This is a genomic window from Stenotrophomonas sp. PA-6-5C, from assembly GCF_021605635.1.
Taxonomy (GTDB): Bacteria; Pseudomonadota; Gammaproteobacteria; order Xanthomonadales; family Xanthomonadaceae; genus Stenotrophomonas; species Stenotrophomonas lactitubi.
The window spans coordinates 18719-42716 of sequence record NZ_WKEE01000048.1; the positions used below are offsets into that span (position 1 = coordinate 18719).

Annotated in this window: 22 protein-coding genes and 1 rRNA gene; 5 read left to right on the forward strand and 18 right to left on the reverse strand. The window is 65.8% G+C overall.

Annotation, left to right across the window (positions count from 1 at the left end):
• Positions 1-15: 15 nt before the first annotated feature.
• The 5 genes from GIW57_RS18255 to GIW57_RS18275 form a co-directional block, all read right to left on the reverse strand.
• A complete protein-coding gene (locus tag GIW57_RS18255; RefSeq protein ID WP_236512255.1) occupies positions 16-837 on the reverse strand; it encodes a calcium-binding protein in 822 nt (273 codons plus the stop codon).
• 200 nt (positions 838-1037) lie between these two features.
• The gene (gene cyoE / locus GIW57_RS18260; protein WP_099821342.1) at positions 1038-1931 is read right to left on the reverse strand and encodes a heme o synthase; all 894 of its coding nucleotides are present in this window, start codon (positions 1929-1931) and stop codon (positions 1038-1040) included.
• A gap of 4 nt (positions 1932-1935) precedes the next feature.
• Complete coding sequence (locus GIW57_RS18265) at positions 1936-3099, reverse strand: COX15/CtaA family protein (RefSeq protein ID WP_100461549.1); 1164 nt, start codon at positions 3097-3099, stop codon at positions 1936-1938.
• A 10-nt stretch (positions 3100-3109) separates the two neighbouring features.
• A complete protein-coding gene (locus tag GIW57_RS18270) occupies positions 3110-3679 on the reverse strand; it encodes a hypothetical protein (RefSeq protein ID WP_089238227.1) in 570 nt (189 codons plus the stop codon).
• A gap of 50 nt (positions 3680-3729) precedes the next feature.
• A complete protein-coding gene (locus GIW57_RS18275; RefSeq protein ID WP_236512257.1) occupies positions 3730-4446 on the reverse strand; it encodes an SURF1 family protein in 717 nt (238 codons plus the stop codon).
• A 57-nt stretch (positions 4447-4503) separates the two neighbouring features.
• On the opposite strand from GIW57_RS18275, the gene GIW57_RS18280 reads away from it, so the two are divergent.
• Positions 4504-4722, forward strand: coding sequence for a twin transmembrane helix small protein (locus tag GIW57_RS18280; protein WP_089238223.1), 219 nt, complete (start codon positions 4504-4506; stop codon positions 4720-4722).
• Positions 4723-4775: 53 nt separating this feature from the next.
• Here the strand turns inward: GIW57_RS18280 and GIW57_RS18285 are convergent, their stop codons facing one another.
• The 6 genes from GIW57_RS18285 to GIW57_RS18310 form a co-directional block, all read right to left on the reverse strand.
• Positions 4776-5651 (reverse strand): cytochrome c oxidase subunit 3, encoded by an 876-nt coding sequence (locus tag GIW57_RS18285; RefSeq protein ID WP_049468562.1) that lies wholly within the window; start codon positions 5649-5651, stop codon positions 4776-4778.
• A gap of 14 nt (positions 5652-5665) precedes the next feature.
• Complete coding sequence (locus tag GIW57_RS18290; protein ID WP_236512259.1) at positions 5666-6256, reverse strand: cytochrome c oxidase assembly protein; 591 nt, start codon at positions 6254-6256, stop codon at positions 5666-5668.
• The gene (locus GIW57_RS18295; RefSeq protein WP_236512261.1) at positions 6253-6501 is read right to left on the reverse strand and encodes a hypothetical protein; all 249 of its coding nucleotides are present in this window, start codon (positions 6499-6501) and stop codon (positions 6253-6255) included. The genes GIW57_RS18290 and GIW57_RS18295 overlap by 4 nt, the downstream gene beginning before the upstream one ends.
• Positions 6502-6509: 8 nt before the next feature.
• Positions 6510-8117 carry a cytochrome c oxidase subunit I gene (gene ctaD, locus GIW57_RS18300; protein WP_100461558.1) on the reverse strand — a complete coding sequence of 536 codons (1608 nt, stop codon included), beginning with the start codon at positions 8115-8117 and terminating at the stop codon, positions 6510-6512.
• 61 nt (positions 8118-8178) lie between these two features.
• A complete protein-coding gene (gene coxB, locus GIW57_RS18305; RefSeq protein WP_100461560.1) occupies positions 8179-9135 on the reverse strand; it encodes a cytochrome c oxidase subunit II in 957 nt (318 codons plus the stop codon).
• Positions 9136-9146: 11 nt separating this feature from the next.
• Positions 9147-9623 carry a DUF2244 domain-containing protein gene (locus GIW57_RS18310; RefSeq protein WP_089238213.1) on the reverse strand — a complete coding sequence of 159 codons (477 nt, stop codon included), beginning with the start codon at positions 9621-9623 and terminating at the stop codon, positions 9147-9149.
• Between the two features lie 273 nt (positions 9624-9896).
• Between GIW57_RS18310 and putA the strand changes: the two genes are divergently transcribed.
• A complete protein-coding gene (gene putA, locus GIW57_RS18315; protein ID WP_236512262.1) occupies positions 9897-13115 on the forward strand; it encodes a bifunctional proline dehydrogenase/L-glutamate gamma-semialdehyde dehydrogenase PutA in 3219 nt (1072 codons plus the stop codon).
• Between the two features lie 89 nt (positions 13116-13204).
• Here putA and GIW57_RS18320 read toward each other — a convergent pair whose 3' ends face one another.
• The 4 genes from GIW57_RS18320 to GIW57_RS18335 all read right to left on the reverse strand — a co-directional run bounded on the left by GIW57_RS18320 (position 13205) and on the right by GIW57_RS18335 (position 16913).
• Entirely contained in the window at positions 13205-14272 is a 1068-nt protein-coding gene (locus GIW57_RS18320; RefSeq protein WP_236512264.1) for an AAA family ATPase, read from the reverse strand.
• On the reverse strand, positions 14259-14858 hold the full coding sequence (gene pnuC / locus GIW57_RS18325; protein WP_100461567.1) for a nicotinamide riboside transporter PnuC: 600 nt from the start codon (positions 14856-14858) through the stop codon (positions 14259-14261). The genes GIW57_RS18320 and pnuC overlap by 14 nt, the downstream gene beginning before the upstream one ends.
• 71 nt (positions 14859-14929) lie before the next feature.
• Entirely contained in the window at positions 14930-15406 is a 477-nt protein-coding gene (locus GIW57_RS18330; RefSeq protein ID WP_236512266.1) for a hypothetical protein, read from the reverse strand.
• Positions 15407-15485: 79 nt separating this feature from the next.
• Positions 15486-16913, reverse strand: coding sequence for an outer membrane protein transport protein (locus GIW57_RS18335; protein WP_100461572.1), 1428 nt, complete (start codon positions 16911-16913; stop codon positions 15486-15488).
• A 226-nt stretch (positions 16914-17139) separates the two neighbouring features.
• On the opposite strand from GIW57_RS18335, the gene GIW57_RS18340 reads away from it, so the two are divergent.
• The gene (locus tag GIW57_RS18340) at positions 17140-17832 is read left to right on the forward strand and encodes a rhomboid family intramembrane serine protease (protein WP_025878304.1); all 693 of its coding nucleotides are present in this window, start codon (positions 17140-17142) and stop codon (positions 17830-17832) included.
• 86 nt (positions 17833-17918) lie between these two features.
• On the opposite strand, the gene GIW57_RS18345 is transcribed toward GIW57_RS18340, so the two are convergent.
• Both GIW57_RS18345 and GIW57_RS18350 read right to left on the reverse strand, forming a co-directional pair.
• Positions 17919-19472, reverse strand: coding sequence for a S41 family peptidase (locus tag GIW57_RS18345; RefSeq protein ID WP_236512267.1), 1554 nt, complete (start codon positions 19470-19472; stop codon positions 17919-17921).
• Between the two features lie 107 nt (positions 19473-19579).
• The gene (locus GIW57_RS18350; RefSeq protein WP_236512271.1) at positions 19580-20812 is read right to left on the reverse strand and encodes a peptidoglycan DD-metalloendopeptidase family protein; all 1233 of its coding nucleotides are present in this window, start codon (positions 20810-20812) and stop codon (positions 19580-19582) included.
• Between the two features lie 169 nt (positions 20813-20981).
• Here GIW57_RS18350 and GIW57_RS18355 point away from each other — a divergent pair, with 169 nt between their 5' ends.
• Complete coding sequence (locus tag GIW57_RS18355; RefSeq protein ID WP_236512269.1) at positions 20982-21644, forward strand: hypothetical protein; 663 nt, start codon at positions 20982-20984, stop codon at positions 21642-21644.
• Between the two features lie 77 nt (positions 21645-21721).
• A complete protein-coding gene (locus GIW57_RS18360) occupies positions 21722-23437 on the forward strand; it encodes a M28 family metallopeptidase (protein WP_100461594.1) in 1716 nt (571 codons plus the stop codon).
• Between the two features lie 231 nt (positions 23438-23668).
• Here GIW57_RS18360 and rrf read toward each other — a convergent pair.
• Positions 23669-23783: ribosomal RNA gene (gene rrf, locus GIW57_RS18365) — 5S ribosomal RNA — on the reverse strand.
• Between the last annotated feature and the right edge of the window lie 215 nt (positions 23784-23998).

The window sequence follows — 23998 nt, forward strand, 5'->3', positions numbered from 1 at the left end:
GTGCTCGGCTGAGGATCACCAAGCCGAATCACGGTCCAGCAGACGCGCCACGCTGAAACGCGGCAGCCATACCCACAGGTCATAGCTGCGTTCGGTATCGGCATCCCGCCGGGGTGACTCTCCGGCGTAGCTGGGCAGTTGACGCACACCACAGTGTTCAAGCGCAGTGCAGCCCCAGCCCTCTCCGCTGCGTGCTTCGATGCGCACGTTGTAGAGGTCCAGATCCTTCAGCAACGCCGTCATCGGCGGGTAGGCGATCATCCTCGGTTGCGCGCGCATGCCATGCACGTTGCCGGTCAGTACCAGCAGCCGCCCGTTCTTGGGCAACGCTTCTGCACGCGCCCGGACCTCTTCGGCCATCACCCTGTCGCGTGCACCCGTACCGGCCATTTCGGCAGGAAGCACGCGGTCGAAGCCGAACACTTGCACGTCACGTCCCTGGGCGCGCAGCACGCGTGCCGCTTCGATCAGGTCGAGCATATCCTCGCTGCGACGGCCGTCATGCATCCGGCTGCGAACCGTCCAGTACTTCGTGCCACGCAATGCAGCGCGCGCTTCGGCCGTGCCTGCAGAAGACATGTAGGTCGCCAGCGCAGGGTTCTCGCCGGTCGGCAGCTCCAACGCCAACCGCACCGGTGCGCCGTCGGCCGCGTAGGCCTCCATCAGTTCGCGCAGCAACGCCGGAACTTCGCGCGTGCCATGCAGCTCTCCCAGCACGATGACGCGATGGTCACCAGAATGCTGGCGGATCTGCACGGCTACGTCGTCCGCGTGCGCATTGGCGGACATGCCCAGTGCCAGCAGCAGCGCAGCGGTCCAGCGGAAGATCGAATGCATCCCTGCTCCTTCCTTTCCTTGGGGTCGGGAACAGCAATGGCGACGCGGCTGGAAGAGATCAAGTGTAGAGCCGAGCCCACGCTCGGCTGCTCTTCCAATACACCCTCAGCCGAGCATGGGCTCGGCTCTACATGGGACTGGCGCCTTGGATCAGGCGGGGTCAGAGCCCCTTCGGGGATCTGACCCCGAACATCAGCCCATCACAACCAGGGCAGGATCCAGTGGTCCACCAGCAGGAAGGCGAACAGCGCCATCAGGTAGACGATGGAGTAGCTGAACATCTTCATCGAGAACAGCTCATCCGGCGGGTTCAGCATGCGCCAGGCGTACCAGAGGAACACGGCGTTGAGCACGATCGCACCGCCCAGGTAGAACGCGCCGCTCATCCCGACCAGGTACGGCAGCAGGCAGACCAGTGCCAGCACCACCGAGTACGCCATGATCTGCTTGCGCGTGTGCACCACACCATGGGTGACCGGCAGCATCGGGATTTCCGCCTTGGCGTAGTCCTCGCGACGGAAGATCGCCAGTGCCCAGAAGTGCGGCGGCGTCCAGATGAAGATGATCAGCACCAGCAGCGACGAGTACGCCCAGTCCGACGAGCCCTGCATGCCGGTCACCGCCGCCCAGCCCAGCATCGGCGGCATCGCGCCGGCCAGACCACCGATGACGATGTTCTGCGAGGTCGCACGCTTCAGGTAGACGGTGTAGATCACCGCATAGCCGATCAGTGAAGCGAAGGTCAGCACCGCGGTGATCCAGTTCACCCACAGCACCAGGATCGCCATCGACAGCACGATCAGCACGCCGGCAAATACCAGCACCTGCCATGGCTTGACCTTGCCCACCACCAGCGGTCGCCACGAGGTACGCGCCATCTGCGCGTCGATGTGCGCATCCAGCAGCTGGTTGATGGCTGCAGCTGCAGAGGCGGCAAGCCAGATGCCGAGGAAGCCGAGCAGGCCGGCGCGCACCTGCTCCCAGCTGGGCACGCCCGGAATGGCCAGGACCATGCCGACCAGGGCGGTGAAGACGATGAGGGCGACGACCTTGGGCTTGGTCAGGTCCCAGTACTGGCGATAGTTGGAAAACATGGAATCAGTCCGGGGCACGCAGGCGGGCCAGCAGGCTGACCAATACAAACAACAGGGCAACGGCAACGCCGTTGTGCGCCACTGCCACTTCCAGCGGCAGTGCAAGCTTCACATTGAGGATGCCGAGGGTGACCTGCAGCACCAGCAGCGCGACCAGGGCCGAGGCCCAGCCACGCATGCTCGGCAGCCGGAACAGGCGCAGGCCCAACCACAGCATGTAGACGGCAACGACAATCGCGAACAGGCGATGGGCCATCTGGATGGCGATGCGCGAGGCACCGTCGAGCACGCCGCCTTCGTAATCCACGCCAATTCCACGCCACAGGGTGAAGCCCTCGGCGAAGTTGTGCTGCGGCCACCATTGGTTGGCGCAACGCGGGAAATTGTCCAGCGAGGCGCTGCCACCGCCGCACGCCAGTGCCGCGTAGTTGGCGCTGACCCAGCCGCCGAGCGCGATCTGGGTGACCAGCACCGCCACACCGATGCGCAGCAACCACTTCAGCTTCGGCGCCTCGGCCAGGGTGATCGGCATGTGCGTGGCCCGCCAGGCCATCCACACCAGCAGGCCGAACATCAGCATGCCGCCCAGCAGATGGCCCATCACTACGATCGGCTTGAGCAGCAGGGTCACCGTCCACATGCCCAGCAGGGCCTGGAAGATCACCACCGCCAACGTCAGCAGCGCCGCGCGCGCCAGGTCGATGTTGCTCCAGCGCAATGCCGCGATCAGCAGGATGGCCTCGCCGATCAGTGCCAGCGCGCTGGCGGTTCCATGCCAGCCCATCATGTACAGCGGTATGCCCGCAGCCACCAGCACGCAGGCGGTGACCACCGCCGTGCTTCCGAATCGCCGCTTGCGCGTCGCCAACAGGGCCAGGGTCAGGATCTCGATGCCGAGCGCACCCGCCAGGAAGCGGTGCACCTGCTCACGCCAGGCCTTGTGCGTTTCCAGCGGACGGATCTCCGCCGCCGGATGCCCGATGGTCTCTTCCACGTGCTGCGGCCAGGTCGCCTGCCCATAGCAGGTCGGCCAGTCCGGGCAGCTCAGGCCGGCGTCGGACAGGCGCACGAAGGCGCCGAACATGATCGTGCTCGCGGTCATGATCATGGCGAACCACGCCAGGCGGTGGAAATTGCGGTGCAGCGCCGGACGCGCGGAAAGGCTCATCAAACGGGACTCACTTCAGTTTCAGCAACGTGGCCATGTCCTTGCGCAGGCCGCCGAGATCGCTCCCGGGGGCATGACGCATGATCACGAAGCCGTTCGGATCGATCACGTAGACCGGCAGACCCGCCGGATCATCGACGCCGGGCAGCGCCGCGCGCAGGGCTGGCGACGGGGCCAGCGGCCGCAGCGCGGGCAGCGAGGCGATCGACGCCGGTGGCGTTCCCAGCCACAGGATTTCGACATTATCGGCGTTATGGCCGAACAGCTGCCACACCTTGCCCAGTCCCTGCGACAAAGTGACGCACTGCGCGTCGCAGGCACCGGCCGGTGCCACCAGCAGGCGCCAGGTGCGCGCGTCAGGGTTCCAGGGGTAGGCCGCGCCATTGGCCAGCGTCGGCGGTTGCTGGCGCAGATCCACCGGCGGCTTCAGCAATTGCCCGCTGTTGCGATGCGCGGTCGGCTGCCAGCCCGAGAAGCGCAGGATGGCGGCCAGCGCCATCGCCCCGAAGAAAACGGCGAACAGCAGCACCAGGGTCCGGCGGCCATTGCCGCGCGCCTGCGGGGAGGTAGCAGTGTTCATGCGGGGCATTTTCTCACGGTTGGGAAAGGGATGCCGGCCAGCGGCCGGTACTACCGGGCAACGGGCTGCCGCCTGCGCCATTCCAGTACCAGCGCCACCACCAGCACGGTCAGCGCCAGCCCGAACCACTGCACGGCGTAACCCAGGTGGCGCTGCGGCGGCAGCGTGTTCGGCAGCAGGTCGAGATCGCGCTCATCGCCGAACGGCAACGCCGGATCCAGCCGCAGCACACGCTCGGGCAACGACGGCAGGCCCAGTGCAGCGGCCAGGCCATCGGCGGGAAGGCGACTGGCCAGCCAGCGCCCTGCAACATCGGTGGTGGTGAACGCCGGCCCCAGCGCCAGCCCGGCCGAGGGGGGCGGCGCCAGCAGGCCGCGCACGTCCACCGGCGACGGCGGTGCCGCCACCACCGGCAACGTGCGGTCGGGCGGCAGCGCGCGCCAGCCCAGGTCCACCAGCAACACGCTGCCCGCGTCGCTGCGGAACGGACGATAGATCTTCACTCCCGCGCGGCCGTGGCGGGTCTGGTTGTCCAGCAGCACCACGCCCGGCAGGAAGCGACCATGATCGACCACGCCATGCAGCGCCCCCTGCGCGGCCAGCGCCTGTGCCAACGGCATCGCCTGCGCCGCAGCCGGGGCCTGCGCATCCAGCAGCGCCTGTTTGGCGTGCATCCGCTGCAGCTGCCACAGGCCAAGCGCGGTGAATCCGGCCATTGCCAGCAACGCCATCAGCCATCCGAGCAGGCGCGTGTGCTGGCGCATCATGACAAGTCCGCGCAAACGCGGTCAGATAGGCACATCCACCCTGCCCTCGAGCCGCGCATGAGTGATTCGCTGAAGACCCTGCTGGTAATCGCGTTTCTGATCGTCATCGTCTGGAATCTGGGCGCCGGCCTGTATTACCTGCTGGTGGACCGCGGCCAGACCAAGCGCACGGTCAATGCATTGACCCGCCGCATCGGAGTGTCGGTGGCGTTGATCGTACTGGTGATCGTGTGCATCTACATGGGCTGGATCAAACCGCACGGCATCGGCAGCTGACCCCACATCAGACCAGGCAGCGCCGGCGGCTGAGCCTGCCGACGCCTGCGCGGTCAAAGCACGTAGACGAACAGGAACAGCATCAGCCACACCACGTCGACGAAGTGCCAGTACCACGCGGCCGCTTCGAAAGCGAAATGGTTGTCGCGGGTGAAGTGTCCCTTCGCCGACCGCAGCCACATCACGATCAGCATGATCGTTCCCAGCAGCACGTGTGCGCCGTGGAAGCCGGTCAGCATGAAGAATGTGGAACCGTAGATGCCTGAGCCGAGTGTCAGGTTCAGTTCCTTGTAGGCGTGGATGTACTCCTCCGCCTGCAGGGTCAGGAAGCCGAGGCCGAGCAATACCGTCAGGCCCAGCCAGATCAGCAGCTGGCGGCGGTTGCCTGCCTTCAGCGCATGATGGGCGATGGTCAGGGTCACGCCCGAAGTCAGCAGGATCAGCGTATTGATCAGCGGCAGGCCCCAGGCCGGAATGGTCTGGAACGCGCCACCGATCGCTGCCGGGCCATTGGTCGGCCAGCCGGCCGAGTAGCCCTGCCACAGCAGTTCGTTGGTCATCACCCCGCGCCCTTCGCCGCTCAACCACGACAGGCCGAGGTGGCGGGTGTAGAACAGCGCGCCGAAGAAGGCACCGAAGAACATCACTTCGGAGAAGATGAACCAGACCATCCCCATCCGGAACGAACCGTCCACCTGCCGGTTGTAGTTGCCGGCCTGCGACTCGCGCACCACATCGCTGAACCACCAGAACAGGGTCAGCACCAGCATTGCCACGCCGATGTAGAAGGTCCAGCGGCCCCAGCTGGCGTCATTGAGCCAGCTGGCCACGCCGACCATGGTCACCATCATCGCGATGGAACCGACGAACGGCCATTTGCTCTGGGCCGGGACGAAGTACACGTTGGCGTCGGTAGGTGTCTGGGCCATGGTCGGTATCCGGGTCAGGGAGCAGCGTGGGCGCCTTCCGACGTGGAGGCCAGAGCCAGCCGATCGGACAACGCATCGTTGCGGTAGAAGGTGTAGGACAAGGTGATCGTCCGGATTTCCGGCGGCAGGTCCGGATCGACGATGAAGCGCACCGGCATATCGCGCTTCTCGCCGGCCTGCAGGGTCTGCGCAGTGAAGCAGAAGCACTCGGTCTTGCTGAAGAATCCCGACGCGCGTGCCGGCGCCACCGAAGGCACCGCGCTGCCGACTACGGCCTGCTGGCTGTCGTTGCGGGCGAAGTACAGCGCCTCGTTGAGCTCGCCGGGCACCACATCCATGGTCAGCTGCTCGGGATGGAACGACCACGGCAGCCGCGAATTGACCCCGCCATCGAATTCCACCCGCACGGTGCGCTTGCCACTGGCGGCACCGGTACTGGCTTCGCTGCCCGGGCCACGTTCCAGGCGCACGCCGAACACCTTCTCGCAGGCGATGCGATACAGCGGTACCAGCGAGAACGTCAGCAGGAACACCACCACCGCCACGCCGATCAGGCGCGGCAGGCCGGCGCTGCGTGACGGAGCGGTGGCCGGCGTTTCGCTCATCGACCGATCACGCCGCTGAGGATGAAGCCGACGTAGACCAGCACGGCGATCGCACCCACCCACAGCGCGGTGCGCTTGGCGCGCTGACGCTGCTGCTCGATGCCGTGGATCTGGCTGTCGCTCTGATGGAGCCGACCGCTGGTCGGCTGCTCTTCGGTGTTGTAGAGCCGAGCCATGCTCGACTGCTTTTCGTTAGTCGAGCTTGGCTCGACTCTACCGATCGGGAGCGGGCTCTCGTTATGCATGCACCACCTCAATGACCGATATCGTCGTGGGCCAGGTCACCCGGGCGGATGGTCGGCGGCGTGGTGAAGGTGTGCGCCGGTGCCGGCGACGGCAGCGTCCACTCCAAGCCACGCGCGCCCTCCCAGGAGCGCGCCTCGGCCTTTTCGCCATTGCGCAGCGAGGACAGCAGGATCGCGGCCATCATGAACGGCGTGGCGAACATGCCGAACGCACCGATCGAGCTGATCAGGTTCCAGTCGGCGAACGCCACCGAATAATCGGGGATGCGCCGCGGCATGCCGGCCAGGCCCAGGAAGTGCTGCGGGAAGAACAGCAGGTTGACGAATATGATCGACCACCAGAAGTGCACCTTGGCCCACTTCTCGCTGTACATGCGCCCGGTCCACTTCGGCCACCAGTAGTACACCGCCGCGATCAGCGCGAATACTGCGCCGGTCACCAGCACGTAGTGGAAGTGGGCGACCACGAAGTAGGTGTCGTGGTACTGGAAGTCGGCGGCCACGATCGCCAGCATCAGGCCGGAGAACCCGCCGATGGTGAACAGGATGACGAACGCCACCGACCACAGCATGGGGGCTTCGAAGGTGAGCGAACCACGCCACATCGTGCTGACCCAGTTGAACACCTTCACACCGGTCGGGATCGAGATCAGCATGGTGGCGAACATGAAGTAGATCTCACCACCCAGCGGCATGCCCACGGTGAACATGTGGTGGGCCCAGACGATGAATGACAGGAACGCGATCGCCGCGGTGGCGTAGACCATCGCCTGGTAGCCGAACAGGGGCTTGCGGCTGAAGGTCGGGATGATCTCGCTGACCACGCCGAAGGCGGGCAGGATCATGATGTAGACCTCGGGATGACCGAAGAACCAGAAGATGTGCTGGAACATCACCGGGTCGCCACCACCGGCCGCATTGAAGAAGCTGGTGCCGAAGAACTTGTCGGTCAGCAGCATCGTCACCGCACCGGCCAGCACCGGCATCACCGCGATCAGCAGGAACGCAGTGATCAGCCAGGCCCAGCAGAAGATCGGCATCTTCAGCAGGTCGATGCCGGGCGCGCGCATGTTCAGCACCGTGGCGATGATGTTGATCGCGCCCATGATCGAACTGATGCCGGCCACATGGATGGCGAACACGGTGAACGCGACGTTGTAACCGCCCTGCAGCGACAGCGGCGGATACAGCGTCCAGCCACCGGCCGGCGCGCCACCGGGCAGCAGGAAGGTCAGCAGCAGCAGGCTGAAGGCCACCGGCAACAGCCAGAATGACCAGTTGTTCATGCGCGGCAGCGCCATGTCCGGCGCGCCGATCTGCAGCGGGATCATCCAGTTGGCCAGGCCAACGAAGGCCGGCATCACGCCGCCGAAGATCATCACCAGCGCATGCACGGTGGTCAGCTGGTTGAAGATTTCCGGACGGATGTACTGGATGCCGGGCTGGGCCAGTTCCAGCCGGATCAGCACGCTCATGAACGCGCCGATGACGAACATGATGAAGCTGAAACCCAGGTACAGCGTGCCGATGTCCTTGTGGTTGGTCGAGAAGAACCAACGCTCGAAGAAGCTCTGCGGGTGATGGTGATCGTCGTGCCCAACTGCCGAGTGCGCCATTGCAAAACACCTCTCAGGATCGGTTGTCGCCGCGGCCGCGACACGGCCGCGGACAGTTACATCAGGCTCCGCTGGCCGCCGCGGCAGGCGCGTTGCCGGCCTCGGCGGCGGCCGGTGCTGCCGGCTGTGCCGGCGTTTCACTGGCAGGCGCGGTGGGTTCGGCGGGCGCGGCAGGCGTCGCGGGTGCAGGCGCCGGTTTGCGCTGCGCCAGCCACTGCTTGAACTCTTCCTTGGACACCGCCTCGACCACGATCGGCATGAAGCCATGGTCCTTGCCGCACAGCTCCGCGCACTGGCCGCGGTAGACACCGGGCTGCTCGATGCTGGTCCAGGCTTCGTTGATGAAGCCGGGAATCGCGTCCTGCTTCCAGCCCAGCGCCGGCACCCACCAGGCGTGGATCACATCGTCGGAGGTGATGACGAAGCGCACCTTGGTGTCCACCGGCAGTACCAGCCGGTTGTCGACATCCAGCAGGTAGTGCGGATGGCTCTCGCGGGTCGGTACCTTGCCACTCTGCCGCATGCGGTCGGACTCACGGTCCAGGCGGCTGGTGAAGGTCACGTTCTCGCCCAGGTACTCGTACTTCCACATCCACTGGTAGCCGGTGACCTTGACCGTCATCTCGGCATCGCGGGTGTCGTACATCTTGATCAGGTTGGCCGTGGCCGGCCACGCCATCACCACCAGGATGATCACCGGGATCACCGTCCAGATGACCTCGGCCTTGGTGTTGTGGCTGAAGGTGGCGGCGACCGCGCCCTTGGACTTGCGGAACTTGAACATCGCGTAGGCCATGGCGCCGAACACGATCACGCCGATCACCGTACAGACGATCAACGAGAGGTTGTTCGATTCCCAGGCCAGGCGTGAGGTCTGGGTCACCCCCTTGCCCATGTTCAACTGCCACGGCTTTGGATCGGCCGCCTGGGCCAGCGCCGTCCCCGGCATCGACAGCAGGGCCCCCATCGCGGCGGCCATTGCAACGCACTTCGTGCCCCACCCTCTGCTTTGCTTCATTGCCTAGACCCTTAGCGTCGTCGGTTGCCGCCATCGCTGGCGGCGAGCAAATCTTCAAGCGTTTCAACAAGCGTTTGACGTTCGGCCGGCGCGAGAAAACTCCCCACCTCCACCTGCCGGCCGCTGGATGCCAGCCGGACCCTCTGGTCGTCGGTGAGCAGGCGCACCCAATGCGGGTGAGCCCGGAACACCGGCGATCCACCGGGCACGGGGATGACCTCCACGTACGCCGGCACTACCCGGATCTCCTCCTGCCGTTCACCGCTGCGCCACAACGCGCGCAACGCAGCTGCCAGCAACAGGCTGTACAGCAGCGCGAACAGGGGGGCGAATGCGTTGCCGGCCACCCACCCGAAGGCGGACACCAGCCACATCACTCCCGACAACACAGCAAACAACAGGACGAACTGCCGGGCATCGAGCGCCCGTGGGGGACGCAGTCGCAGCTGCGTACCTGACCCATCCGGAGCTGTAAGCACCTCGATCATGTCGCAACCGCGTTCCTGCCGCGGGAAACGCCTTGATGGTAGCCCTGCCCTCTCGCCGGTAGCAAGGGTGCATTCACACTTTTTCCGATGCTGCAACACAGCATGACCCCAACAGCACGAATGACGAATTCGGCACAAAATGACCCGACTTTGCTGAACACGCTGAATCCACCACCGCTAGGGGCTATCAGCATTCATGAAGGTGGCTGCGCGGGCCTTCCTGAAGTCGAAAAAATGATTAAAATCGCCAAGTTTTCCACTGGCCGGATCGGCATGAACGCACCTTCCTCTCCCATTGCCGCCAGCGACGCTCCGCGTCCCTCGGCGCTGCTGTCGCCGGAACTGCCGGCGTCCCCCAACCCGTTCCGCCAGGCCATCACCGATGGTTGGCTGAAGGACGAGGCCAGCCATGTGCGCGAACTGCTGGAGCAGGCACGCCTGCCGGCCGACGAGCAGGCCAAGGTGCAGGCGCTGGCCGCCGACCTGGTCGCCCGCGTGCGCGTTCGCGCCAAGGACCAGGGCGCGATCGAAGCCTTCATGCGCCAGTACGACCTGGGCAGCGAGGAAGGCGTGCTGCTGATGTGCGTGGCCGAAGCGCTGCTGCGCATTCCGGACCAGGAGACCGCCGACAAGCTGATCCGCGACAAGCTGGCCGATGCCGACTGGGAAAAGCACCTGGGCGGCAGCGACTCGGTGCTGGTCAACGCCTCCACCTGGGGCCTGATGCTGACCGGCAAGCTGGTGCAGATGAACGACGCCACCCGCGCCGATGCGCCCAGCGCGTTCAAGCGTCTGGTCGGCCGCGTCGGTGAGCCGGTGGTACGCCTGGCCGTGCGCCAGGCGATGAAGATCATGGGCCACCAGTTCGTCATGGGCCGCACCATCAGCGAAGCGCTGGCACGCTCGCACAAGGGCGACAGCGCCAGCTACCGCTACTCGTTCGACATGCTGGGCGAAGGCGCGCTGACCATGAAGGACGCCCTGCGCTACCTGGAAGACTACCGTCGTGCGATCCACGCCATCGGCGGTGACCACAAGGCGCGTGGCGGCCGCGCCGATGGCGACGTCAACAACGCGCCGGGCATCTCGATCAAGCTGTCGGCGCTGTACCCGCGCTACGAGCACGCCAAGCGCGCGCGCGTGCTGAAGGACCTGGTACCGGGCGTACTGGAACTGGCGCAGCTGGCCAAGAGCTACGGCATCGGCTGTACCGTCGACGCCGAAGAGTCCGATCGCCTGGAACTGTCGCTGGACATCATCGAGCAGGTGTTCGGCGATGCCTCGCTGGCCGGCTGGGATGGCTTCGGCGTCGTTGTGCAGGCCTACCAGAAGCGTACGCCGTACACGATCGACCACCTGGCCGACATGGCGCGCCGCGCCGGCCGTCGCCTGCAGGTGCGCCTGGTCAAGGGCGCCTACTGGGATGCCGAGATCAAGCGCGCGCAGATCGAAGGCTATGCCGGCTACCCGGTTTTCACCCGCAAGCAGAACACCGACGTGTCCTACCTGGCGTGTGCCAAGCGCCTGTTCACCCATGCCGACGCGATCTACCCGATGTTCGCCACGCACAACGCGCACACCATCGCCGCAGTGCGCAGCATCGCCAATGGAGGTGTCTACGAGCACCAGAAGCTGCACGGCATGGGTGACGACCTGTACGCCGAAGTCGTGCCGGCCGACCGCCTTGGCCTGCCCTGCCGCGTCTACGCGCCGGTCGGTTCGCATGAAGACCTGCTGCCGTACCTGGTGCGTCGCCTGCTGGAAAACGGCGCCAACTCCAGCTTCGTCAACCGCATCACCGACGAACGCGTGCCGATCGCCGACCTGGTCCGCGACCCGGTCGAGATGGTGTCCTCGTTCGAATCGATTCCGCATCCCAAGATCCCGCTGCCGGTTGACCTGCTGCGCAGCCAGAACCACGACAGGAAGAACTCCATGGGCGCCAACCTCGCCAACGACAACGAACTGCGCGCCCTGGCCGAGCAGCTCAACGCTGCAGTGAAGCCCTGGCAGGCCGCACCGCTGGTGCCGGGTGCGAACCCGACCGGCGCATCGCTGCCGGTGACCAACCCGGCCGACACCCGTGAAGTGGTCGGCCAGTGGCAGGCCGCCGATGCCGCCACCGTGCAGAAGGCGCTGGCCAATGCCGTGGCCGCGCAGCCGGGCTGGAACCGCACCCCGGCCGCCAGCCGCGCCGCCATCCTCGAGCACGCCGCCGACCAGCTGGAAGCGCGCATGCCCGAATTCATGGCGCTGTGCGTGAAGGAAGCCGGCAAGAGCCTGCCCGACGGCATCGCCGAAGTGCGCGAAGCGGTGGACTTCCTGCGCTACTACGCCAAGCAGGCGCGCGAGCAGTTCAGCCACGCCGAGAAGCTGCCGAGCCCGACCGGTGAATCCAACGAACTGCAGCTGCATGGCCGCGGCGTCTTCGTCTGCATCAGCCCGTGGAACTTCCCGCTGGCGATCTTCCTGGGCCAGGTGGCTGCGGCATTGGCCGCCGGCAACAGCGTCATCGCCAAGCCGGCCGAGCAGACCAACCTGATCGGCTATTACGCGGTGAAGCTGCTGCACGATGCCGGCGTGCCGGCCGACGTGGTGCAGTACCTGCCGGGCGACGGCGCCACCGTCGGTGCTGCGCTGACTGCCGACCCGCGCGTGGCCGGCGTGGCCTTCACCGGCTCCACCGACACCGCCCGCGCGATCAACCGCGCGATGGCTGCACGTGACGCCGCCATCGGCGTGCTGATCGCCGAAACCGGCGGCCAGAATGCCTTCATCGCCGACTCCTCGGCGCTGCCGGAACAGCTGGTCAAGGACGCGATCGGTTCGGCCTTCACCTCCGCCGGCCAGCGCTGCTCGGCTGCACGCGTGCTGTTCGTGCAGGACGACATCGCCGACAAGGTGATGACCATGCTGGCTGGCGCGATGAAGGAGCTGAAGGTCGGCAATCCGGGCCTGCTGTCCACCGACGTGGGTCCGGTGATCGACGCCGATGCGCTGCAGATCCTGCAGGACCACGCCGTGCGAATGGACCGCGAAGCGCGCCTGATCGCGGCTGCCGAACTGTCCGCCGACGCGGCCAACGGCACCTTCTTCGCACCGCGTGCGTATGAGCTGAAGGATCTCGGCCAGCTGCAGAAGGAAATCTTCGGGCCGGTCCTGCACGTGATCCGCTGGAAGGGCGACCAGCTCGACGCAGTGATCGACCAGATCAACGCCACCGGCTATGGCCTGACCCTGGGCGTGCATTCGCGCATCGACGAGACCGTCGACCGCATCAGCAACGGCGTCCACGTCGGCAACGTCTACGTCAACCGCAACCAGATCGGTGCGGTGGTCGGCGTGCAGCCGTTCGGCGGCCAAGGCCTGTCCGGCACCGGCCCGAAGGCTGGCGGCCCGCACTACCTGCTGCGCTTCGCCACCGAGAAGACGGTGACGGTGAACACCACCGCCGCCGGCGGCAACGCCTCGCTGCTGACCCTGGGCGACTGATTCCGGGCGTCATGCGGTGAACGAAAAACCCCGCGAAAGCGGGGTTTTTTTGTGCATTGCCGGTAGCGCCGGGCCATGCCCGGCGACGATCACGCCGTTACGCTTAACCGGTTGTCCGCACGCTTTGCCAGCTCCGCCTGCACGCGCGCGATACGCGTTTCCAGATCACCTTCCAGCAACACGTAGTCGACCCCACGCGCCTGCAACTGCTGCAGATACCACGCGTGCTGCTGCACGCGGAATTCCTGCCCCACCCGTGTCCCATCCTGCTCGAACGGAATATCCGGGGCACACAGGAACAGCAGGTCGTACGCACGCGCTGCGGCCCGCTGCAGCGGTTCGGGCGCTGTGCCGAACATCCAGCCGCTGTAGCCCAGCGTCACCAACGGCGTGGTATCGCAGAACAACCAACGATGCGCGTGCTGCGCGGCCTGGTCCTCGTGCTGTGCCTGGGTCACTGCGATGCGCAGCAGATCCTGCGCCTGCAGCTCCCCGCCCTGCTGCTCCCACAACGTACGTCCGAACTCCGGTACCCATGCCGTGCCCAGGCGTTCGGCCAGCACCCGCGCGAGTGTGGTCTTTCCGCTGGACTCGCCACCAATGAAGGCCACGCGCTGCACGTAGGCCGCATACACCTCCGCTGACAGGCTGTGCCGGTGCACATGCGGATCGGCGCGCAACTGCGTACCGCAGGCCTGTTCGATATCCAGAGTGCGCTCCAGCCGCTCATGGCGTACCGGCGTGCCGAAGTGCGCGGCCAGCGCCTGCGCGAAGCCGTCACCATAGTCCTCACCGGTAAACACCGCCTGCACCGCTCCACCGAACAGCGTCATGCACAGCCATGCGGTAAACGCGCGCTGCATCTGCTCGTCGTCGCTGTCCTGCGGCATAGCACGAACCGGCGCGCCCCGCTGCATGCACAATGCGGCCAGCCGCTCATCATCAAGTACCACGATGGTGGCCTGCGGAAAGCGCACGCGCAGCCAGCGTTCGCGGCGCTCTGCGCTGTAGCCGGCAAAGCCCGGTTGCGACCAGCCGATCACCAGCAGCTGCGCGCAGCGTGTAGAGGCGAATTCGATCAGGCGCTCGTGGCCGAGGTGCAGCGGGCAGAACTTGCCGACCACCAGGCCCCGCGCAGCGTGCTCAGGCAACAACATCGGCCGCCCTGGCCTCATCCCGCATCAGGTGCCGCCAGTGACGCAATGCCACCAGTGCGTTGATCCAGAAGCCGATGTACAGGATCGACGTCAGATGCAGGCCACGGCTGTAGTACAGCGGCACCGCGATGGTGTTGACCAGCAGCCACACCCACCATGATTCCAGCTTGCGCCGCATCATCAGGATCTGCGCGATCACGCTCAGCACCAGCACCGCCGAGTCGATATACGGCGCATAGGCGTTTGTCAGCCGGGTCAGCATCCAGCCGTAGCCGAAGGTCGCCAACACCGCCAACGGCAGCAGCCAGCTCCACGCGCGTGCAGGCAAGCGGGTGATCGGCAGCGGCGCACCATGGTCACCACGCAGCCATTGCCACCAGCCGAACACGCTGATGACCACGAAGAAGAACTGCAGCACCATGTCCGCGTACAGGTGCGAGCGCTCGAACACGGCAGCGAACAGCGCACAGCCGACGATACCCAGCCACCACGTATGCACGTTGTTGCGGCCGGCCAGCAGAATCGAGCCGGCAACGGCGATGTTGGCGGCCAGCTCCAGCTGGAAGTTCGGGTCGGACAGGTTCATGACGCTATTGTCGCGTAGATCCACGCCATGCGTGATTGAGCCAGTAGATCCACGCCATGCGTGGATGGAAATCAAGCGCGCACGCGCACCAGCAACCGCTGGCTCTCTCCGCTTCCCCAGCGTCCTGGCTGCAGGCCGGTTGAAGAGAGCACAGGCGCAAGCCAGTCAGGCGGAGCGATGTCCCAGGTCACCCCATCGAACGGGTACGGCCACGGTGTTCCCCGAGGATTCGGCGAATGCAGGAACAGCGCACTCTGACCGGTATCCGGCGCCAGCGTCACCCAACACTGCACATCCTCCCGCCCGCTCGTCACAGCCCGCTCGAGCAGCCGCAGTAGCCCTGCGGCAACGGCGATTCGGTCACTGACATGGCGATTGCCGCGCCCCATCCAGTCAAGATGCGTGTGCCAGTAGTCGAACCATTCCGACTCCAGCACGCGATCCAGAATCGCGTTCGCCTTGGCCTCTTCCGCAGCCCAGTAGCGGGTCATCTTCTTCAGGTATCGGCGATCGGCCATGAAGCCATTGTCGCAGTAAATCCACGCCATGCATGGATGCGGATCCCCGGAAAAAAGAAGCCCCGCTTGCGCGGGGCCTCCTTCGTACCGCTTCAGGCAATCGCCGGAATCAGAACTTGTACTGCATCGACGCAGCCAGCACGTCGCCGGTGACCTTGTACTTGCCGGTAACGGTGTTGGCCGTTGCCGAGGTCGAGTTGACGTTCGGATCCTTGGTGAACAGGTGGGTGTAGCCCACGCTGTATTCCATCTTGTCCGAAGCGGCGTAGGTCATACCCAGCGACAGCCACTTGCGGGTGGTGTCCGGCACGCGCACGTCGCGGTGGGCGTCGGTGGTCGGGGTCTGGTCATAGGCCAGGCCGCCACGCAGGGTCAGCTTGTCGTTGACGCGGAAATCGGTACCGATCGACGCGAAGGTGGTGTCACGGTAGTGGAACGGCAGCACGCTGTCCGGCTGGTTGGAGTCGTAATCGACGACGACCTGGTCGAACTTGCTCCACGCAGTACGCGTGACTTCGGCCATGATCTGCCACTGGTCGTTCACGCGATGGGTGAAGCCGACGGTGGCGCTGGCCGGCAGAGTGATGGTGGCGCGGCCGTTGCTGTCGATGAAGGTGCCCGGGGCAGCGGTGGCCAGGAAGGCGGCAGCATTCTGCGGGACGGTGAAGTCGGCCTTGCCGTCGTTGATCTTGTGCTCGACTTCCGAGCGGTAGCTGAAGGCGATGTTGGTGCCTTCCACCGGGGTGACGGTCATGCCGAGGGTGTAGCCGACCGACACCTCATCGCCCTTGATACGCAGGTAGCCATCGGCGGTACCCGGCGAGAAGCCGAGCTGTGCGGCCTGTCGGGCAGCGGCCTGGGAAGCGGCAGCGGCCTGGGCCGGGGTGCCACCGGCAGCCAGCACGCGCGCAGCAGCGGTGCGCTGGGCGGTTGCATTGATGGCGGTGCCGGTATCGACGGCGCTGGTCAGGTCGACATTCAGGCGCTCGGCGAACACCGACGCACCGAACGACAGGTACGGGTTGACGTCATAGGAGAACGCAGCGCCCAGGTCGACGGCCTGCAGCTCGGTCTTGACGCCGTTGTAGCGGCCGACCCAGTCACGGTCGTATTCGGTCTTGAAGCCGAACGGCACGGTCAGCGACACGCCGAAATGCATGTTGTTGTTTTCGCCGAACGGGACGTGGAAGTAGGCTGCCGGAACCGGAGCGATCATACCGGCGTCGCCGCCGTTGCCGCCGGAAATCGGCGCGCCGTTACCGTAGCGGCCTTCGCCGCGGAACTTGGCGCCGAAGCTGATGGCGCTGACGTCGCCCTGCACCACGGTGCCGTCGAGCAGGCGCATGGAGGCCGGGTTGGTGGCGATGACCGAGGCGTCGCCTTCGGTCGAGGTGGAACCAGCGAAGGCGCGGCCCAGGCCCTTGGCGCTGTTTTCCTTCAGCTGGAAGGCGGCGGCGTTGGCATCGGCGGCGGCCAGCGCACCGGCAACGCCGACGGCCAGCAGGGTCAGTCGTGCAATGGTGGAAGCGGTTTGCATCGTAGTTCTCTCTCCGGTAAGCGGTGATGGTGCTCTGAGTGCGCCTGCGCCCGTCAGGCCGGATGGCCTTTCGAAGCGCGCCGGATTCCCCTCCCGACATACGACGCCGTATGCGAGTATTACCCAGAGCCGTTAATGAAACAATAACAGCGCCGAGGCTTTCTTCGTCGCAAAAGCTGAACAGGCTCCCTCCCCGCCAAAAGTGCCCGCACGCTAGGCTAGTGTCATGTTTGTCTCCCTCCCCTCGCGCAAGAAGGCGACCCTGCGGTGGGCTACACCCGTGCTGTTTGCGGCACTGTGGCTGGCATTCCTGTGGTCGATCTCGCGCCCGGACGATGCCCGTGGAAGCCTGTGGCTGGACTGGGGCGCTCTGTCCACCGGCCTGACCCACCCGCTGGACTGGTGGGCGACCCTGCAGGACGGCAGCGTGCTGCGCCTTTTCACCGCCCTGTTCCTGCACGCCGACTGGTCGCACCTGCTGGGCAACCTGGTGTTCCTGCTGATCTTCGGCCTCCCGGCCGAGCGGGTGCTGGGCCCGTGGCGGTTGCTGCTGCTGTTCCTGGTGGGCGGTGCGATCTCGAACCTGGTCGCCATCTACACCATGGGCAGCCCGGACCAGATCATCATCGGCGCCAGCGGTGCGGTGTCGGCGTTGATCGGCGCCTATCTGGCACTGTTCCCCGGCGCACGCCTGGGCGTGGTGATTCCGCTGGGGCTGTTCCTGGAATTCGTGCGCGCCCCAGCCTATCTGCTGATCGGTGTGTGGGCGGCGCTGCAGGTGGTGTTCGCCTACATCGGCCCGACCTTCGGCATGGTCGCCTGGTGGGCGCACATCGGCGGCTTCGTGTTCGGTGTGGTGTACGGCATGTACGTGCGCGCGGCGATCGCACGGCGACTGCGCAAGCGGCACGGGTTCTAGCGTCCGCTTGCCGCGTTCCGCGAAACGCCCGAGACATGCTCGGGCGGTGTTTGAACATTAGTCGAGCATGGCTCGAATCTACAGAATCAAGGCTTGGCCGGGACCTCTGCGGGCTTTGCTTCGGGCTTTGCTTCGGGCTTTGCTTCGGGCTTTGCTTCGGGCTTTGCTTCGGGCTTTGCTTCGGGCTTTGCTTCGGGTTTTGCTTCGGGCTTTGCTTCCGGCTTTGCTTCGGGCTTCGCTTCAGCCTTGGGCTCCGCCTTCGGCGCAGGCTTGGCGGCGGCCTTCGCTGCCTTGTCCGCTTCGGCCTTCGCGGCTTCTGCCTTCAAGCGCGCCGCCACCGAACCCGGGTTCTTCAGTTCGGCCAGCGCATCGTTGATCGGACCATCGCCCGGCAGCACGGCGCCTGCGTGGTAGCCCTCGGTGCCTTCCTCGTCACCACGGAGGTGGCCCGGCAGGGTCGCTTCGCTGTAATCACTCAGGCTGGCCGGCAGCGCCTCATCTTCCGGACGCGGTGCGGCCTTCAGTTCCACTTCCGGCACGATGCCGGTGGCCTGGATCGATTTGCCGCTGGGCGTGTAATAGCGCGCCGTGGTCAGCTTCACCGAATCGCCGTTGTCCAGTGGAAGCACGGTCTGCACCGAGCCCTTGCCGAAGGTACGGCTGCCGATCACGCGCGCACGCTTGTTGTCGCGTAAGGCACCGGCCAGCACTTCCGATGCACTGGCCGAACCGGCATCCACCAGCACCACCACCGGCGCGTCTTTCAACAGGTCGCCCGGGGTGGCGTCGAAGCGTGCATCGCTGATGCTGATGCGGCCACGGGTACTGACGATGTTGCCCTTGTCGAGCAGATCATCGGCTACCTGCACGGCAGCGGTCAGCAGACCACCCGGATTGCTGCGCAGATCCAGCACCAGCCCCTTGAGGTTGCCGCCGGACTGCTTCTGCAGCTGCTGCAGGTGCTTCTGGAAATCAGAGCCGGTGTCGGCCTGGAAGGTGCTCAGGCGGATGTAGCCATAGCCCGGCTCCAGCAGGCGGCTGCGCACGCTGGTCACGCGGATCGTCTGCCGGGTCAGGCTGACGTCGAACGGCTTGGGCTTACCGTCGCGGACGATGGTCAGCACCACCTTGCTGCCGGCCGGACCACGCAGCGGTTCGCTGGCATCGATCGCGCTGATCGGCTTGCCATCGATGGCGATGATCAGGTCACCGGCGAGGATGCCGGCCTTGGCCGCCGGGGTGTCGTCGATCGGCGAGATCACCTTCATGCTGGCGTTGTCCGGCTGCTGCTGCAGCTCGACGCCGATGCCTTCATAAGCGCCGTTCGCCTGCTCGTCGAACGCCTCCGCATCTTCCTTGTTGAAGTAGGTGCTGTGCGGATCGAGGTCGAGCAGCAGGCCGCGCACGGCTGACTGCATCAGCTTGTTGTCATCGACCGGATCGACATAGGCCGCGCGCACCGCGTTGTAGACGGCCACGAAGCGCCGGATATCGTCCAGCGGCACCTTCGAGGTCACCGCCTCCTCGCTGTTCGCCGCCTTCCCGGGAGTTTCCTTCAATGGAACGGGGGCGGTCTGCTGGGCCCAGGACAGGGCCGGCAACAGAGCCAGCAAGAGGGTGGCGGTACGGGCTGCGCGCATGGATCACTCCTGTCGACGATGGCATCGTGCCCAAGGCACATGCACCGATTATGCGCGAAGCGTGGCTAAATTCCCGTTGAATCCAGCCTCGTGCGGCCAGCCGGAATTCAGCGCCACTGCAGCCAGCTGTCCGGATTGACCGGTTGCCCACCACGGCGCAGCTCGAAGTACAGCGCCGTCACGCCCTGGCCACCGGAGTTGCCGACCTTGGCCACCGCGTCGCCACGGCTGACCCGCGCGCCGGCATCCTTCAGCAGGGTGTCGTTGTGGGCGTACAGGCTCATGTAGCCGTTGCCATGGTCGACGATCAGGATCATGCCGTAGCCGGTCATCCAATCGGAGAACACCACGGTGCCGTCGGCCACAGCGGTGACGGTGCTTCCGGCAGGTGCGCCGATCAACACGCCGCTGCTGGTGCGGCCGTCCGGCAGCTTGCCGCCATAGCGGGCCAGCAGATTGCCCGACAGGGGCCAACCCAAGCCACCGACCTTCGGCGCTGGCGCTGAGGCAACCGCCGGGGGAACCTTGGTCGGCGGCGGCGGTGGGCGGCCGGCGGCAGCGGCCTGGCGGGCCGCGCGCTCGGCGGCGGCTTTTTCGGCGGCGGCCTTGCGGGCGGCGGCACGGCGCTCCGCCTCGGCACGGGCCGCAGCAGCGCGCAGGTTGGCCAACAGGGTTTCCAGCGCCTTGGCATCCTGGCCCAGTGCTTGTTCCTTCTCGCGCTTGTCCTTGAAGCGTTCTTCCAGCGAAGCCACGGTCTGCGCGCGTTCGCGACGGTCCGACGCGAGCGTGGCGACCTGCTGCTTCTGCTCCCGCTGGGTACCCTGCAGGTGCTGCTGGCGTTGGGCGATCTGCGTCTGCAGTGTCTCCAGCTCCTTCAGATCGGCCGTCAGCGTGGTGATGCGCTGCGCACGCTCGCGCTGCAGGTAGCGGTGATAGGCCAGCGCACGGTTGGCATCGGCCACCGTGTCCTGCGAAAGCAGCAGCTTCAACGGCGCGTGGTTGCCCAACTGGTAGGCGGCGCGCAACAGGCCCGCCAGTTCGCGATTCTGTTTGGCCAGGTTGGACTGCAATGCATTGCGCCGCTGTTCGGCCTGGGCCAGCGCCTGGGTCTGCTCACGCAGCGCCGCCTCGGTCTGGGCCAAGGTGCGACCACTGCGCGCGACTTTTTCATCGGCCTCGCGCAGCTGCTGCGACGCCTGTCCGCGCTGGCCCTCGATCTGCCGGCGCTCCTGCGCCACGCCCTTCAGCTCGCTGCGCAGCTTCTGCAGCTTGCGCTCGGCCTCGCGGGTCGAAGCGGTCTGGGCCGCGCCCGGCAATGGCAGCGCCAGGGCAAGCGCCATTCCCAGCAACAGGCAACGTCCACCGCGCAGGGTGGCGATGTGATGCCGGCGTGAGGGGAAGACGTTGTTGCGCAAGGGCTTTCCAGTGACTTCAGGCAGATGCGGAGACGTGCGGGGAATGGTGACATCTCCGCACGCGGCCTGCCAGCCGCACAACAACGAGGTTCCCATGAAAGCTCTCTCCATTCCGCTGCTGTTGGGCATTGCGCTGGCCAGTGGCCCGGCCTGGGGCCAGGCGGATGTCAGCAAGGTCAACGGCAGCATCAGCGCCGATCCGGGCCAGCGCTACGGCAAGCTGGACACCGTCAATGGTGGCATCCGTGTCGGCGAAGGCGTGGAAACCGGCAGCATCGACACCGTCAACGGCGGCGTCAAGGTCGCCGATCGGGCCCGCACCGGCAGCATCGAGACCGTCAACGGCGGCATCCGCATGGGCCGCGACGTGACGGCCCACGGCGATGTCAGCACGGTCAACGGCAGCATCTTCAGCGACCAGGGCAGCCAGATCGAGGGCGGCGTGGAAACCGTCAACGGTGGCATCGGCCTGGTCGGCAGCCGCGTGCGCAAGGACGTGGAGACCGTCAACGGCGACATCACCATCGGCATCGGCTCGCAGGTCGGTGGCGGTGTGCATGTGCGCAAGCCGAACTTCAGTGTCTCGCTGACGGCCAGTCGCAAGCCGCGGGTCATCATCGGCCCCAATGCGGCGGTCAGTGGCAGCCTGCTGTTCGAGCGCGAAGTGGTGCTGTATGTCCACAGCAGTGCACGCATCGGCCCGGTCACCGGCGCCGACCCGATCCCCTTCGATACCGATACCGCCCCGGCGGACTGAGCCTGCGGCTTGGGCGATACTGCCGATACCGGTCGCGCCTGCTGCGCGGCCGTCCCTTGTGTTTCCAGGAACCGATGATGCCCCGCAAACTCCTCCTGTGCCTGGCCGCTGCGGCCGCGCTCAGCGCCTGCAAAGGCGAAGACACCCCGGCGCCGGCGCCCAGCGCCGACAGCACCGCCAAGCCGGCCCCGCACACGTTCTCAGCCGCGATCAACGCCGCCGACTTTGCCGAGATGGTGAAGACCTTGGCCTCTGATGAGTTCGAAGGTCGCTCGCCTGGCAGCAAGGGTGAAGAACTGACGGTCAACTACATCCGCGACCAGATGCAGCGCATCGGCCTGCAGCCCGGCAACGGCGACAGCTGGTTCCAGGACGTGCCGATGACCGAGACCACGGCCGATGAATCGACCGTGCTCACCCTCACCCAGGGCGGCAAAACCACCGAACTGAAGTTCGGCACCGACATGGTGGTGGGCACCCGTACCGGCCAGACAGAAGTGAAGGTCGATGCCAGCGACCTCGTATTCGTCGGCTACGGCGTGGATGCACCGGAGCAGAAGTGGAACGATTACGCCGGCCAGGACTGGAAGGGCAAGACGGTGGTGATGTTCGTCAACGACCCGGGCTTCCATGTCGATGATGAAAAGCTGTTCGACGGCAAGCGCATGACCTACTACGGCCGCTGGACCTACAAGTTCGAGGAAGCCGCGCGCAAGGGTGCGGCCGCCGCACTGATCGTGCATGACACCGCAGGCGCTTCCTACGGCTGGGACGTGGTGAAGAACTCCTGGGCCGGCCCGCAGTACGATCTGCCGGCCAAGGACGACGCCGAACCGCGCCTGCCGGTGCAGGGCTGGTTGAGCGCCGACGCCGCCAAGGCGCTGTTCGCCGGCGCCGGGCTGGATCTGGACCAGGCTTACAAGGACGCCAGCAAGCGCGGCTTCAAGCCGGTGCCGCTGAAGGCAACCGCGTCGGTGGACCTGAAGAGCAAGGTCGCGCAGAAGCAGTCGCGCAATGTGGTGGGTGTGCTGCCTGGCAGCAAGCGCGCCGACGAGGCCGTGCTGTACATGGCGCACTGGGACCACCTGGGCAAGCACGAGGGCGAACAGGGCGACAACATCTACAACGGTGCCGTCGACAACGCGACCGGCGTGGCTGGCATCCTTGAGGTGGCCGAGGCCATGACCCACCAGGAACCGAAGCCGGAACGTTCGGTGGTGTTCCTGGCGGTGACCCTGGAAGAATCCGGCCTGCTGGGTTCGAAGTACTACGTCGCCCACCCGACCTTCCCGCTGGACAAGATCGCCGGTGTCATCAACATCGATGCGATGTCGGTGGCCGGTCGTGCCAAGGACGTGACGGTGACCGGCTTCGGCAGTTCCGAGCTGGAAGACATCCTCAAGCCGCTGGCTGCAGCCCAGGATCGCACCCTGCACGGCGAGACCTCGGTGCAGAGCGGTTTCTACTTCCGTTCGGACCACTTCAACTTCGCCAAGGCGGGTGTGCCGGCGCTGTATGCCGACGGCGGTGAGGACCTGCGCGACGGTGGCGTCGAGGCGGGCCGCAAGGCGGCCGCCGACTACGGTTCCAACCGCTACCACGGTCCGAAGGACGAGTATGACGCGGCGACCTGGAAGCTGGATGGCACGGTCGAGGACCTGCAGCTGATGTACGGCGTCGGCAAGGAACTGGCCGGCGGCGATCGTTGGCCGAACTGGTACGAAGGCAATCCGTTCAAGGCTGCCCGCGACACGATGATGAAGGCCAAGGCACCGGCGGCTGCGGCGAAGTAAGTCCCCCCGCCGCCGAGCTGTACACAAAGCGGCGCCCTCTGGGCGCCGCTTTTTTTGTGCGTGTGTGGAGGACGCATCCGGCCCCGCCGTTGGTAGTTGCCAACCTTGGTTGGCAGCACCGTACGCAGCGGCGGCATCCACGCATCTGCCGGCCAGCGGCCGGCACTAGCGGGTATTTCCTGCGCACAAAGAAAAACCCCGCTGCGTGAGCAGCGGGGTTTTGGATGTAAACCCTGGCGATGACCTACTCTCGCATGGCTTAGGCCACACTACCATCGGCGCAGCTACGTTTCACTTCCGAGTTCGGGATGGGATCGGGTGGTTCCATAGCGCTAATTTCACCAGGGAGACGGTTGCAGCAGCGCTTGCAGCGCCAGCTCGCGTACTTGCCCTTGGGGCGGAAGCAACTCGAAAAAGCAGAGCCTTCACTTAATAAAGAAAAACCCCGCTGCGTGAGCAGCGGGGTTTTTGGGTATAAACCCTGGCGATGACCTACTCTCGCATGGCTTAGGCCACACTACCATCGGCGCAGCTACGTTTCACTTCCGAGTTCGGGATGGG

Excerpts from the sequence above, each read along its gene's own strand:
- GIW57_RS18255 (WP_236512255.1), bottom strand. The coding sequence starts at position 837 with ATGCATTCGATCTTCCGCTGGACCGCTGCGCTGCTGCTGGCACTGGGC.
- cyoE (WP_099821342.1), bottom strand. The coding sequence starts at position 1,931 with ATGTTTTCCAACTATCGCCAGTACTGGGACCTGACCAAGCCCAAGGTC.
- GIW57_RS18265 (WP_100461549.1), bottom strand. The coding sequence starts at position 3,099 with ATGAGCCTTTCCGCGCGTCCGGCGCTGCACCGCAATTTCCACCGCCTG.
- GIW57_RS18270 (WP_089238227.1), bottom strand. The coding sequence starts at position 3,679 with ATGAACACTGCTACCTCCCCGCAGGCGCGCGGCAATGGCCGCCGGACC.
- GIW57_RS18275 (WP_236512257.1), bottom strand. The coding sequence starts at position 4,446 with ATGATGCGCCAGCACACGCGCCTGCTCGGATGGCTGATGGCGTTGCTG.
- GIW57_RS18280 (WP_089238223.1), top strand. The coding sequence starts at position 4,504 with ATGAGTGATTCGCTGAAGACCCTGCTGGTAATCGCGTTTCTGATCGTC.
- GIW57_RS18285 (WP_049468562.1), bottom strand. The coding sequence starts at position 5,651 with ATGGCCCAGACACCTACCGACGCCAACGTGTACTTCGTCCCGGCCCAG.
- GIW57_RS18290 (WP_236512259.1), bottom strand. The coding sequence starts at position 6,256 with ATGAGCGAAACGCCGGCCACCGCTCCGTCACGCAGCGCCGGCCTGCCG.
- GIW57_RS18295 (WP_236512261.1), bottom strand. The coding sequence starts at position 6,501 with ATGCATAACGAGAGCCCGCTCCCGATCGGTAGAGTCGAGCCAAGCTCG.
- ctaD (WP_100461558.1), bottom strand. The coding sequence starts at position 8,117 with ATGGCGCACTCGGCAGTTGGGCACGACGATCACCATCACCCGCAGAGC.
- coxB (WP_100461560.1), bottom strand. The coding sequence starts at position 9,135 with ATGAAGCAAAGCAGAGGGTGGGGCACGAAGTGCGTTGCAATGGCCGCC.
- GIW57_RS18310 (WP_089238213.1), bottom strand. The coding sequence starts at position 9,623 with ATGATCGAGGTGCTTACAGCTCCGGATGGGTCAGGTACGCAGCTGCGA.
- putA (WP_236512262.1), top strand. The coding sequence starts at position 9,897 with ATGAACGCACCTTCCTCTCCCATTGCCGCCAGCGACGCTCCGCGTCCC.
- GIW57_RS18320 (WP_236512264.1), bottom strand. The coding sequence starts at position 14,272 with ATGTTGTTGCCTGAGCACGCTGCGCGGGGCCTGGTGGTCGGCAAGTTC.
- pnuC (WP_100461567.1), bottom strand. The coding sequence starts at position 14,858 with ATGAACCTGTCCGACCCGAACTTCCAGCTGGAGCTGGCCGCCAACATC.
- GIW57_RS18330 (WP_236512266.1), bottom strand. The coding sequence starts at position 15,406 with ATGGCGTGGATTTACTGCGACAATGGCTTCATGGCCGATCGCCGATAC.
- GIW57_RS18335 (WP_100461572.1), bottom strand. The coding sequence starts at position 16,913 with ATGCAAACCGCTTCCACCATTGCACGACTGACCCTGCTGGCCGTCGGC.
- GIW57_RS18340 (WP_025878304.1), top strand. The coding sequence starts at position 17,140 with ATGTTTGTCTCCCTCCCCTCGCGCAAGAAGGCGACCCTGCGGTGGGCT.
- GIW57_RS18345 (WP_236512267.1), bottom strand. The coding sequence starts at position 19,472 with ATGCGCGCAGCCCGTACCGCCACCCTCTTGCTGGCTCTGTTGCCGGCC.
- GIW57_RS18350 (WP_236512271.1), bottom strand. The coding sequence starts at position 20,812 with ATGGCGCTTGCCCTGGCGCTGCCATTGCCGGGCGCGGCCCAGACCGCT.
- GIW57_RS18355 (WP_236512269.1), top strand. The coding sequence starts at position 20,982 with ATGAAAGCTCTCTCCATTCCGCTGCTGTTGGGCATTGCGCTGGCCAGT.
- GIW57_RS18360 (WP_100461594.1), top strand. The coding sequence starts at position 21,722 with ATGCCCCGCAAACTCCTCCTGTGCCTGGCCGCTGCGGCCGCGCTCAGC.